The sequence below is a fragment of the Sphingomonas sp. UNC305MFCol5.2 genome, assembly GCF_000712135.1.
Lineage (GTDB): Bacteria > Pseudomonadota > Alphaproteobacteria > Sphingomonadales > Sphingomonadaceae > Sphingomonas.
The window spans coordinates 1,354,665-1,367,499 of record NZ_JOOE01000001.1; the positions used below are offsets into that span (position 1 = coordinate 1,354,665).

General features: G+C 68.7%; 6 protein-coding genes. All 6 read left to right on the forward strand.

Annotated elements, in window-relative coordinates:
* The 6 genes from BR78_RS0106545 (at nt 1) to BR78_RS0106570 (ending at nt 12,784) form a co-directional block, all read left to right on the forward strand.
* Nucleotides 1–423, forward strand: a complete 423-nt coding sequence (locus tag BR78_RS0106545; RefSeq protein ID WP_025560019.1) for a GPW/gp25 family protein — start codon at nt 1–3, stop codon at nt 421–423.
* A complete protein-coding gene (locus tag BR78_RS0106550) occupies nt 420–3,824 on the forward strand; it encodes a baseplate J/gp47 family protein (protein ID WP_025560018.1) in 3,405 nt (1,134 codons plus the stop codon). Before BR78_RS0106545 ends, BR78_RS0106550 begins: the two co-directional genes overlap by 4 nt.
* Nucleotides 3,818–5,716: a hypothetical protein gene (locus BR78_RS0106555; RefSeq protein WP_025560017.1), complete on the forward strand. Its 1,899-nt coding sequence runs from the start codon at nt 3,818–3,820 to the stop codon at nt 5,714–5,716. The genes BR78_RS0106550 and BR78_RS0106555 overlap by 7 nt, the downstream gene beginning before the upstream one ends.
* Entirely contained in the window at nt 5,713–7,050 is a 1,338-nt protein-coding gene (locus BR78_RS0106560) for an ATP-binding protein (protein ID WP_025560016.1), read from the forward strand. Before BR78_RS0106555 ends, BR78_RS0106560 begins: the two co-directional genes overlap by 4 nt.
* 11 nt (nt 7,051–7,061) lie before the next feature.
* Nucleotides 7,062–10,880 carry a contractile injection system tape measure protein gene (locus BR78_RS20870; RefSeq protein WP_156022235.1) on the forward strand — a complete coding sequence of 1,273 codons (3,819 nt, stop codon included), beginning with the start codon at nt 7,062–7,064 and terminating at the stop codon, nt 10,878–10,880.
* Between the two features lie 116 nt (nt 10,881–10,996).
* Complete coding sequence (locus BR78_RS0106570) at nt 10,997–12,784, forward strand: IlvD/Edd family dehydratase (protein ID WP_197021286.1); 1,788 nt, start codon at nt 10,997–10,999, stop codon at nt 12,782–12,784.
* Nucleotides 12,785–12,835 lie beyond the last annotated feature (51 nt).

Here is a 12,835-nt window from a genome sequence, read left to right on the forward strand (position 1 = left end):
ATGGCCCCTCGCCCCGTCTCCTTCCTGGGCCGCGGCTGGAGTTTTCCGCCGCGCGTGTCGACCGTGACGCTCGGCACGGAGATGGAGGAAGGCGATTCCGATATCCGCCAGAGCCTGTTCGTGTTGCTCTCCACGCCGCAGGGGGAGCGCGTGATGGTCCCCACTTATGGCTGCGATCTTCAGCGCTTCGTCTTCGCCGACCTGACGGCCAGCCTGCTCAGCGAGATGCGCGAGATGGTGAACACCGCGATACTCCGCTGGGAGCCGCGCATCGACTTGATCGAAGTGACGGCAGCACTCGACGACGACGATCCCGCGCTGGTACTGATCGGGATCGACTATCGCGTACGCGTGACCAACACGCGCAACAATCTGGTCTTCCCGTTCTACAAGAACGAAGGCACGCTGGTGGAGGGGCCGTGACATCCCCATCCCCGCTGATCACGCGCTGGGCGACACAGGCGGGCCGCGAGCCAAGCGCCTTCGCGCCCGAACTTGCGCGGCTCGATCCGCGCGGGCTGCCCGAATTGCTCGCCGATATCGCCCGGCTGGCGGCGGATATCCCGTTCCACAAGGATGCCGGCGCAGTGGAGGGCGACTGGCGCAAGATACTGCTCGCCGACCCGAGTTTCGCGCTGGCTCTACTCGTCACCGCCGATATCGACACGCGCGCCGAGCCGCTGACGGCGCTGCTCGAACAGGCCCGCGGCGCGACCAGTCCATCCGGGAACGAACGGCGGCTGACCGAGCTTGTCGAGGCGTTGTTGCGCTTCGCCGACGATCTCGACGACTGGCTGGGCCCGGCCGACGGCTCGAGGCAGGGGCAATCGATCCGGCGCCTCGCCGAAGAGGTCATCGAGAATGTCCTCGGCCCGCAGCTCCAGCTCCTGTTCGACGAGGTGGTGGCGGTCGAGGAGGCCGAGCCGAGCGGGCGGCTCCGCCAGGACCACCGCCATTGGGACGCGCCGCAGCGGCCATGGCGCCGCGCGATGATCGAAGGCGAAGTGCGTGGTGTCGCCGAAGCGGTCGAACGCGCCTGGGCGAGCCGGATGCTCGAAGCACTGGCCGATGCCGTGGAGAAGTTCGTCGAGGAAATGCGTGAACTCGGCGCCCGTGCCGCTTCCGCGTTCGAGGCGAGTTTGCGCTCGGGCGATCACAATCCGCACCCGGCGCTGGTGATCGCCTTCGCGCACTTGTTCGGGCATGCCTGCGACTTGTTGAACCAGGTGCCGCAGCAACTGATCGATTTCTACCAGCAGACGCTGCTCCGCGCCGCGCCCGCGCCGGGCCAGCCCGATCGCATGCTGGTGGCGGTGGTGCCGAAGCCCGGGACGCGGCCGACTTTGGCCAAGGGCACCCTGCTTCCTGCCGGCAAGGATGCCGATGGGCGCGGCATCGCCTTCGCGACCGACGCATCTTTGGCCGTGACCGGCGCGGTGCTGCGTGAGGCGCGGCTGTGGCGACCCGGGAGCGGCGACACCACGCTGCATCCCCTGACGCCGGGCCCGGAGGGGCAGCTCGGCGACGCGGCAATGGGCGTGGCGGCACCGCTTCCGGGAGAGCCGTTCGAGGCCAAAGCGATCTTCTCGACTCCGCTGCTCGACCTGGCCGGCGGCACGCGGCGCGTGGCGCTCGAACTCGATCTCGGCGCCACAGTCGATGTGGCAGGTGCGGAACTGCGGCTCTGCGTCTCGACGGCGCAGGGATGGCTGTCCGTGCCTTCGCCCGACTGTTCGTTCGACGCCGGCACATTGGCCGTGAGCTTCACGCTGCGTCCCGATTTTCCGCCCCTGGCGCCGTGCCCGTCGGAGGCCGTCGACAGGGTTGCTCAGCCCGCATTGCGTCTCACGCTCGCCGCCGGAGCGCTGGCGGACGCGCACATCGCCGACGCCCGGCTGAACATCGCGGTGAAGGACCTGCCCGGACTTCAAATACGGACGCCCGCGGGGCCAGCTAGCGCATCGGCCGCAGCCCCGTTCGGTGCGCCGCCTTGGCCCGGAGGCTGGCTGCGCGTCGACCACCCCGTGCTGGCAGGGCCGCCGCTCGATCGGCTGGTGCTGCGCTTCGACTGGGCCGGGCTCCCGCCGGGCGATGGCGGGTTTGCCGATCATTATCGCGGTTACGTCGTCGACGGACAGGGGCGGATGTTCGACTCTCCTCCCTTCGACAATGCCGCCTTTTCGGTGACGCTCGCGGCGCCGGTGCATGGCTGGGACGTCGCGCAGCGTCTTCCGCTGTTCGCGCCCGCGAGCATCGACGTCAGGCCGCCGGTGCCGGCGGTGCCGCCGCCCAACGTCTTCACTGCCGAATTCGAGCCGGCGCCACCGCTGATGCCCGAGCAGGGTCCGCTCGCGCCCGTCTCGTGGTTCGCCGTCACCGCCAGCGACAGCGGCGAACCGCTTCCCGATCATATTTGCGTGACCCTCGCCGGGCCGGCACAGGGTTTCGGCCATTCGCTCCACGCGGCGAACGTCCAATATGCCACCGAGGCGATGGCGCGGGGCGATGCGCCCCTCCCTGCCCGCCCTGGTCTTCTTCGGCGGATGCTCCGCGCGATCCTCACCCTGCCCGCGAAGCTCCTCAAGAAGATCGAGGGCATCGAGACCGAACCCGAGGCCGCGCCCGAGCCAGTAGTCGTCCTGCTGCCCAACCCGCCCTTCCAGCCGCTGCTCTCGGGTATCGGCCTCGATTATGCGCGCATGGTCGAGACCGGCGCGCTGACTCTGCACCATGCGGCGACGCTCGACAGTCCCATCCCCGTGCCGATCGTCGGGGCACCCCTCTTCCCCGCCGGCCCCGGGGAAGTGACGCTTGACCTGTATTTCGAGGGCGCGCGAACAAGCGAGGTGCTGGCGATGCTCGTTCAACTGGCGGCGAGCGACGCCGAGGATACCAGCCCCGGCTACAGCTATCGGACCGCAGGCAATTGGAAGCCGCTCCCGTCCGCCGCGCTGCTGGCCGATGAGACGAGCAACCTCACCACCACCGGCATTCTGCGGATCGCGGTGCCGGCGGACGCGGCGCAGCCCTTCGTGCTACGGCTGACCTTCGCCACCGCGACGGCGCCCCCTGCGATCACCGCGATACTGCCCGACGCGGTCTCGGCCACCCGGCTCATCCAGGACACCGGACAAGCGATGCCGCCGGTACCCGCTGGTACCGTCACCAGGCTGCCCGGCATGGCTCATGTGGTGCAGCCGCTCGACACCAGCGGCGGCCAGCCGCGCGAGGCGCCCGCGACGCTCCGCGCCCGCACGGCCGAACGCGTCCGGCATCGTGGCCGCGCGCTCTCGGCCTGGGACATCGAGCGGCTGGTGCTTTCCGAATTCCCCGGCATCGAGCTGGTGCGGGTATTCCCCGAAGGCGACCCCGCCCGGCAAATGACGGCCGCCAATGTGACGATAGTCGCCATGCCCGTAGGAAGCGGTGCGGTCAAAATACCCCCGCAATTGCGGGAAGCCGTCGCCGATCGGCTCGCGCAAATCTCCAGTCCCTTCGCACGGATCGCAGTGATCGATCCGATCCATGTTCCCATCCATGTCACCGCCCGCCTGATTCTGGCCGATGCCGACTTCGCCGCGATCGAGGCGGAACTGGCGGCCTTTCTCTCGCCCGGCGTCGACCCCGGTCTCGATCTTGTGGACCACGCCGGCATCGATCGCCTCCGGGCCCGGATCGCCGAATTCCTGCTGCGCCTGCCGCAAGTGTGCGCGATCGATCGTCTCACGGTGGTGCAGGGCGACGCGCCACCCGGCTGGCACGTGCCAATCCCCGGCACGATCGAGGTCGTCGGCATAGCCGCGACGGCATCGGCATCATGGTAGCGCCCGCGGTCATCGCCCGTGATCCGGTGGTGCCGCCCGCCCAGGATTTCGATGCGCTCAAAAGCGAGGCGATCGGCCTGCTGCAGCAATTATGCGCACATTGGACCGATTATAACGCGCACGATCCCGGTGTGACCTTGGTCGAGTTGCTCAGCTATGCGCTGACCGATCTCGGCTATCGCGCGACGCTGCCGATCGCGGATCTGCTCGCCGGTGCGAAGCTGGAGGCGCGGGGCGGAGTCTATCCCCCCTGGCGCGCGCTTCCCTCGCCGCCCGTCACGATTCCCGATTTCCGGCGCCTGCTCCTCGACCGTGTCGAGGGGCTCGCCAATGTCTGGTTGACCCCGCAACGCGACGATGCCGATGCCGACGGCCTCTACGGCATCCGTCTCCACGCCAGGCTGCCGCTCCCCGGCGTGCATCCGGAATCCTACCCGCGCTACCGCGACCTGATCGCCCGGGCACAGCGCGTCTTCTCGCGGAACCGGCCACTGTGCGAGGATATCGGTTCGATCCGCGTACTTCGGCCGATCCGGACGGTCGTGCGTGCGGATGTTGCGCTCGATCACGATGTGCGCCCCGAGACGGCAATGGCCGAGGCGCTGTTCCGGCTTGCGCTAACACTCGCGCCCGAGCCGCGGCGTACCGGGCTCGGCGCCGGGGCCGCTCCCTCGGCTCTCGACGGACCGCTGCTGAACAAGGGCCTGATCGCGGCGGGCGAACTGACCGACAAGCCGGCGAACATCGATCCCGAGACGCTCGCCGAGATCCTGCGCGACGTGCCCGGCGTGTTGCGGGTCTCGGATCTCGGCCTTTGGATCGAGGGCCACGAACTGTGCGAAGGCGCGTATCGGATCGACGCCGACAGCTATTGCAGCCTCGACGCCGGGATCGAACACGAGACGCTGCCGCTCGCGTTCAACGTCGGCGGGCGCAGCTGCGCGATCGATCGCGGCGAAGTGCTGCGGCGATTGCTGCGGCGCTGGGACGCCCACCGCGCGGACCACCCGATCAAGGCCGCCTGGCGGGAGGCCTTCATACTGCCCGAGGGACGCGCCCGCGCGCTCGACCAGTTTGCGCCGCTGGGGCCGCAACTGCCCCGCGTCTACGGCCTTGCCGGCACCGGCAAGCCCGAGACTCCGGCGGCGGCGCAGCTTCAGGGATTCCTCGCCATCTTCGAAACAGTGATGCGCGGCATGTGCATCCGGCTGGATGAAGTCGCGGCGCTGCTCGGCGGCAAGATTCCCGCGGACCTCTCCGCGCGCCATCGCGAGGACCTGCTGGACTTGTTGCTCGCGCTCTACGGCATTCCCGCCGATGGCATTCCGATACCGCCGCATCTCGCCGGTTGCCGCACGGCGGCAGCGGTCCATCGCGTCACGATCAAGCAAGCCCTGCTCGACCAGCGCGCAACGCTTGCGAAGCGCCGGGGCCGCGGTTTCGATCCCGATGCGCGCAGCCGGACCCGCGGTGTCGCCGGCGCAGCACTTCAGGCCAATCTCCTTCTCGGAAGCGGCCGCGGCCGCCACGGGCGCGTCTGCCTGGTCGAGCATATGATGCTTCGCCCGCGCACCCGGGCGCGCCGCGAGCTCGAAGGAGGCCGCTTCAATTACGCCATGGCGGTCAGTGCGGGGATCGCGATGCGCGACGAGGAGCGTCACGACCCTCGCTATCGCGCGGAGATTGCAGCGGCGATCCGCGAGGCGCTGCCCGCGCATGTCGCGCTTCACGTCCACTTCCTCGATCTCGCGCGGTGGCGACGGCTGCATGATCTCAATCGCCTATGGCATGCCGCGCTGGCGCTCGGCGAGCGGCACGCCGCCGATCAACTCGCCGCCGAACTGCGCGATGTGCTCGAACGCTGGTCGCATCGCGAACGCGGACGCGAATGACGGGCAACGGCGCCGTGATCGAGGCCGAGATCGGCTGGTTCCGCGAAGTGTTGAACCTGCGGCTCGATCTGCATGCCCGCGAGGCCGATGGCGATGTGCTCGCGCGCGTGCCGGCCCCCGATCCGGGCGCTCTGTCCGTACCCTATGCCGAAGGGGTACGCGAAGCCGGTCTCACGCCTGCCGAGCGGCTCGTGCTGATGCTCGCGCTGCTGCCGCATCTCCGCCCGCAGGCGCTCGACGTGTTCCTGATCCAGAACGACGCGAGCAAGCGCCGCTTCACCGAATTCGGCGGAGCCGAGGGCGGCACGCATGGGGGCTTTCGCCCGACACGCGAAACCGCTCTGTTCTTGCTGGGGGGCGAGAATATGGACCGGCGGCTCGCCGCATTGCAGCTGTTCGCACCCCAGGCGCCGCTCCAGGCGCGGCGGATCCTCGAGGCTGCAGAGGAACCGGGCGAAACCGGCCCCTGGGCGCCGCTGACCGTCAGCCAGCGCTGGATCGCCCGGCTGACCACGGGCACCACCGCCGCTCCGCGCTTCGCCCCGCTATTTCCGGCGCAATTGCTCGAAACGCCCTATGTGCTGAAGGAGGTCGTCGTCGGGCAGGTCGTGCGCGAGGAACTCGACGACCTGCTGACCTGGGTCCGCAACGAGAAGCTGCTGATGGAGGGTTGGGGGCTACGGAAGCATCTCAAGCCTGGATATCGCGCGCTGTTCCACGGTCCTCCCGGCACCGGCAAGACGATGGCCGCCGCAGCATTGGGCAAGGAATTGGGGCTGCCGGTCTATCGCGTCGATCTCTCGCGCGTGGTCAGCAAATGGGTGGGCGAGACCGAGAAGAACCTCGGCGCGCTGTTCGATCAGGCGGCGGACGGCGACATGCTGCTCTTCTTCGACGAGGCCGACGCGCTGTTCGGCAAGCGCGGCGACACGCAGAGCGCGAACGATCGTCACGCCAACCAGCAGATCGCCTATCTGCTCCAGCGCATCGAGGATTGCCCCGGCGTCGTGATTCTGGCGAGCAACCTCAAGGCGAATATCGACGCCGCCTTTGCCCGGCGCTTTCAGGCGATGGTCTATTTCCCCATGCCCGACGCTGCCGCGCGGCTGACGCTTTGGCAGATGGTGTTCGCCGAGCCGCGCCGAAAGCTCGCCGCGGGCGTATCGCTGGAGGGGCTCGCACGGCGCTACGAGCTGAGCGGCGGCGAGATGATCAACATTCTGCGCCGGCTGAGCGTGCACGCGCTGATCGACGACACCGGCTATGTTCCCGAGACGCGGATAGCCGAAGCGATCGCGCGCGAGCTCGCCAGCAGCGGGCGCGTAGCTGGCTAAAGATGCGGCGCGTGCGGCTCGATCATCTGGTCGAAGAGCAAGTGCTGACTATCGATGTCGCGCGCGGCCTGGCGCAGCCCGCGCTGCTGAATCGCATCGGGGATATCAACCGGCATCGCTTCGTCCCGGTGATCGCGCAGGTTCTCGACGAATTCGATACGCCCGGCGAGCGCGTCCGCATCGCCGCGGTGCATATCGCGCTGGGCCGCTTCGCACCGGACGATCTCCACCGCGCCGAAGCAAGCCTGCGCGAAAAGCTGCGCGCGGCATTGGCGGTCGCGCTGCGGGAAGGGGCGGACGGCACAATGCTCCGGGAACGCGAGGGCCGTGCCCTCGTCACTGCCTTCGAACATTATCTCCTCCACGGCGCCTGGCCGATCGCAAGCGCGATCGCGCTGGAGACGTCGCCGGCCGACCTGCTCGCGCAACTGATCGCCGAGGATCCGCTGGCGCTCGTCGCGATGCTGCGGCGGCGGGGCGCGCGCGACGCGCTGCTCAGGCGGCTGGTCCGGCAGATGCCCGAAACGCTGCTCGCCGCTTTGCTGCACCGGCTGGAGCCGGTGCACGCGGCCTATGTCCTCGCCTATCTGGGTGAGGTTCGCGAGCGTCACGCAGCGGATCGGTTGATCCCGGCGAGCCCCACGCAACTCGCCGAAATGCTCTGGACGATCGTGCTGCGCGACGCGCTGCAGGAGACCGGACTACAGGCCAATCGCAAGGCGTTCCTGCTACGCCTGCTCCGGCAATTGGCGCGGAGCGGAGGTACGACTCTCTCAGCGCTGATCGCCCAGTTGCGCCGGGGACTGCCGCGGATGCTGGCACGAAGGCGGGCGCCGGGATCGCTGGTGGCGGTGCTGGGCGAGTTGATCGCCGACGAGCCGGGCCTGCTGGCGGGTGCATTCGGCATTTCGGAACTGGCGGCATTGCTCGGCAGGCGCGCGCTCTCCGCACGCGAGCGGCGCGAGGCGGCGCGGCTGGCCGAGATCGCGGATCCGCGGCAACTGCGCTGGCTGCTTCGACGGCTCGCCGGCGAGGATCCGGCGGGGCTCGCTTCGGCGATCGAGGGGGTGCTGCCGCTCGATTATGCGCTCGCCGCGATCTGGAGCATCGAGAGGGGCGGCCTGCCCATGGCCATCGAGGCACTGGCGGAAAGCCGTGCAGAGCGCGCCGCGCTGCTCGCGCTCGCCGCCCGATCGGCCGGTCGGTCCGAAATCGCGGCCCGTCTGGCGACGACCTTGATCGCACGGATGCGCAACGCGGCAGCCGGCAGTATCCGTCTTCCCGCTGTGGAGAAGCTGGCGGCGCAGCGCCGCCACCGATCGGGAGCGATGGCGCGATTGCTGGCGGCATTGGCGGAAGCGGCGAAGGATCCGTCTCCGTCCGACCTTGCCCGCGTCCGCAAAATGCTGGCGGCCGCGATGGCGACGGATTCGCTGGCGGCGCGGCAAATGCTGCGTAACTTCGCTGCGTCGGACCCGCAGCGATTGTGCCTGCTGCTCGGCGAGCCCGACGCACCGGAAGTGGTGATCGGCCAATTGCTCGCGCCGCATCTGCATGCCGCTCTCGCCGCCCTGGCACGTGCGGCGCATTGCTCGCCGGCGGAATGGCGGGTGCTGCTCCCCATTGCAGCCGGAGCAGCCGACGGCGACTTGCCCGAGACCCTGCTCGCGGCGGCATTGACTGCGCTGGCCCGAGCCCGACGAATACCCCCGACCATGCTCCGCACCCGGCTGTCGGCGGAAGCACTCGGCATGGGAGTTTCCGAAAGGGAGGCACTGGCGCCGCTGTGGGTGACGTCCGACCGTTCCACGCGCCGGCTCGCTTCACACCATGCGGCGCTCGAGCAATTCGCCTTCTTCTGGTCCGGCAGGAACGGCATGGCGCCCGGCGAATCCGCCGCGATACTGGCCCGGCTGCTGCCGCACCTTTCAGGCCTGACGCCCGGCATGCTGCGCGCACGCTTGTCCGATGGAAATCCGCATCGCGACAACGCGACGCTGCTTCGCCGGCTCCGTCTGCTGCCCGGATCCGCATTGTTGCGGCTGGCACTGCTTCTCTCCGCGACCAAGGCCGAATTGCGCGGAATGCTTCCGGAGACGCTGCCTTTCACCGTGGCGACGCTCCTCGACGAGGGAAGTCTCCCCTCTCTCGTGAACGACGAAAACAGGCCGGCGCAGGGCAACCCCGCCACGGCACAGCTTTCGCGGCGCGAATTGCCGCGGTTATTGACGACACTCGCGCCCCGCGGCACGCAGGCGGCCGCATGGGTTCGACGGCGCCTCGCGGGCGCGCTGGATGTCGAAGCGGAGGCTCGGGCGCTGGTGTCGATACTGACACAGGAAGCGGCGATCGGCAGGGATCCGGATCGAAGCCAACGGCGTCGCACGCCCGATACTGGCCTGCGGCTGGCGGCGCTGATCCGCGCTCGTCCCTTCGCGGCGCTGCGGCTGGTTGCGGAAACCAAGGACGCGCCCTTGCATCTGGCATCGCTGCTGGCCGATGCGCAAACCCTGCCCTTGCTGTTTGCGTCGATGGCGCCTGCCGAACGCGCCCGCTCCGAAGCGCTCGCGCGACTGCTGACCGGTTGGGCGGGTCGGCGAGCTGTGGCGCCGACAAAGCTGGCCAAGGCGCTGGCACTGGCCGCTGCGGCGCAGGATTGGAGGCGCGACGGCGGGCGCGGTTTCGCGGCGGAATGGTTGCGGCAATTGTTCGCCCTGGCGAGCCTCGCCGAGCAAGCGGCGCTGCGCCACGTACTCGATCGCATTCCGGCGGAAGAGTGGATCGACGCGCCAAAAGCGGCGAAACCGACCGAAAAGCCTCGCCGGGATATCGCTGGCAAGGTGCGTGCGCTGCTGATGCTTCGGCCCAATGCCTCGCTGAGCGCGCTCCGGCGCGCACTCGAGGATCCGCGCCGTCGGTCACGATCGGCGCGCGAGCTCGGCGAGGCCGAACTGGTCCAGCTGCTCCTGCTGCTCGCGCCGACGGCCGGGGCCGGCCTGCTGCACGCCGCCGAGCGTCTCGCCGCGGCTCGGCGGGCGGGAGGCGCGCCTCTCGCACGCGCCGCGCAATGGGAAGCGATCCTTGCCGCCAGCAGCGACAGGCATCCGATTCCGCACCTGACCCGGCTGTTGCTCGACGGCGCGGAGGGCGTTCCTCCCCCGCCCATCGCGACGCGCGCGCGGATCGAGGCATTGCTTTCGGCGAGCCTCGAAGGCATGCGCGATGCGCCGCTCAGGATCGCCCTCGACTTGCGCGAGCGCCACCGCCAGGATCGCGCCGCAGAGGCGCGGCCGGAGAATTCGGAGGACGCGCCCGTGACGATCCACATCGCCAATGCCGGGCTGGTCCTCGCCTCGGTCTTCCTGCCCCATCTCTTTCAGTCGCTCGATTATGTCGCGCCGGCGGAGGACGGCGGATGGCGCTGGCGCAACGGCGAATGCCAGGGACGCGCCGTTCATCTGCTGCAATGGCTCGTCGACACACGCACCGACGCGCCCGAGCCCCTGCTCGCGCTCAACAAGATATTGTGCGGCATGCCGGTCACCGAACCCGTCCCGGCAGAAATACTGCTTGAGGAACGCGAGCTTCAGATGGGCGGCACGCTGCTCACAACGATCCTCGCGAGTTGGCCCCCGCTCGCCGAGAGCGGAGTCGAAGCGCTGCGCCAGACCTTCTTCCAGCGCGAAGGGCGGTTGGCCAAGAGCGAGCAGGGCTGGAGCCTCGATGTAGAGACTCTGGTGCTCGACGTCCTGCTCGACCAGCTTCCCTGGGGATTTTCGACGATCCTCCATCCCTGGATGCCCGCTCCGCTGACCGTCCGGTGGCGATAGTCGGCTGCAAATCGCGCATTTTTCCTTGTCCGCGAGGCGATTTCTTGACAATAGTCTGACTAATACGGGCACACGCCCAAGGGGCTCACATCACCAAAATGACGCATGATTCCAGCATGACACCGCGCAAACTTCGTTCCCGCGCATGGTTCGACGATCCCTCGAACGCCGACATGACGGCGCTCTATCTCGAGCGCTACATGAACTTCGGGATCAGCCTCGACGAGCTCCAGTCGGGCAGGCCGATCATCGGCATCGCCCAGACCGGCAGCGACCTCTCGCCCTGCAATCGTCACCATCTCGTTCTCGCCGAGCGCATCCGCGAAGGCATTCGCGACGCGGGCGGTATCGCGATCGAATTCCCCGTCCATCCGATCCAGGAGACCGGCAAGCGCCCGACCGCGGGGCTCGACCGCAACCTTGCCTATCTGGGGCTGGTCGAGACGCTCTACGGCTATCCGATCGACGGCGTGGTGCTGACCACCGGTTGCGACAAGACCACGCCCGCCTGCCTGATGGCGGCGGCAACGGTGAACATCCCGGCGATCTCGCTGTCGGTGGGGCCGATGCTCAATGGCTGGCACAAGGGACAGCGCACCGGATCGGGGACGATCGTGTGGAAGGCGCGCGAGCTGCTCGCCGCGGGCGAGATCGATTATCAGGGCTTCATCAAGCTGGTCGCGACCTCGGCGCCGTCGACCGGCTTCTGCAACACCATGGGCACCGCCTCGACGATGAACTCGCTGGCGGAGGCGCTCGGCATGTCGCTGCCCGGCTCGGCCGCGATCCCCGCCCCGTACCGCGACCGGCAGGAATCGGCGTACCGCACCGGCCTCCAGATCGTCGAGATGGTCGCGGCCGACCGCAAGCCTTCGGACGTGCTGACGCGCGAAGCGTTCCTCAATGCGATCCGGGTCAATTCGGCGATCGGCGGATCGACCAACGCGCCGATCCACTTGAACGCGATCGCCCGCCATATCGGCGTCGAGCTCAGCCTCGACGACTGGCAGGAACATGGCCGCGACGTGCCTTTGCTGGTGAACCTGCAGCCGGCGGGCGAATATCTGGGCGAGGATTATTACCGCGCCGGCGGCGTGCCCGCAGTGGTCGCCGAGCTGATACGTCAGGGGCTGATCATCGAGGAGGCACTGACCGTCAACGGCCGCACCATCGGCGACAATTGCCGCGACGCGGTGATCGAGGACGAGGCAGTGATCCGGCGCTTCGATGCGCCGCTCAAGGAGGCTGCCGGCTTCTCGGTGTTGCGCGGTAATCTGTTCGACAGCGCGATCATGAAACTCTCGGTGATCTCGCCCGAATTCCGCGAACGCTATCTCTCCGATCCCGTCGATCCCGACGCCTTCGAAGGCCCGGTCGTAGTGTTCGACGGTCCCGAGGATTACCACGCCCGCATCGACGACCCCGCGCTCGGGATCGACGAGCGCACCCTGCTGATCATGCGCGGCGCGGGACCGATCGGCTATCCGGGCGCCGCCGAAGTGGTCAACATGCGCCCGCCCGTCCAGCTCATCCAGAAGGGCATCCATGCCCTCCCCTGCATCGGCGACGGCCGCCAGTCGGGGACGAGCGGCAGCCCCTCGATCCTCAACGCCTCACCCGAGGCGGCGGCGGGCGGCGGGCTCGCCTTGCTGCAGACCGGTGACCGGGTGCGGATCGATCTTCGCAAGGGCACGGCGAATATGCTGGTGTCCGACACCGAGCTAGCGCAGCGCCGCGCAGCACTGGAGGCCGCCGGCGGGTTCAAGTTCCCCGCGAGCCAGACGCCCTGGCAGGAGATCCAGCGCGCGATCAACGGCCAGGCGGAGACCGGCGCGGTGCTCGAGCCGGCGGTGAAGTATCAACGGCTGGCGCAGACCTTCGGAGTGCCGCGGCACAACCACTGAGGCGTAGCCCCACACACGTCACCCCGGCCGAAGTGCCGGGGTCCACTGTGC

Coding starts and splice junctions, on each gene's coding strand:
- BR78_RS0106570 (WP_197021286.1), top strand. CDS start 10,997: ATGACACCGCGCAAACTTCGTTCCCGCGCATGGTTCGACGATCCCTCG.
- BR78_RS0106555 (WP_025560017.1), top strand. CDS start 3,818: ATGGTAGCGCCCGCGGTCATCGCCCGTGATCCGGTGGTGCCGCCCGCC.
- BR78_RS0106545 (WP_025560019.1), top strand. CDS start 1: ATGGCCCCTCGCCCCGTCTCCTTCCTGGGCCGCGGCTGGAGTTTTCCG.
- BR78_RS0106560 (WP_025560016.1), top strand. CDS start 5,713: ATGACGGGCAACGGCGCCGTGATCGAGGCCGAGATCGGCTGGTTCCGC.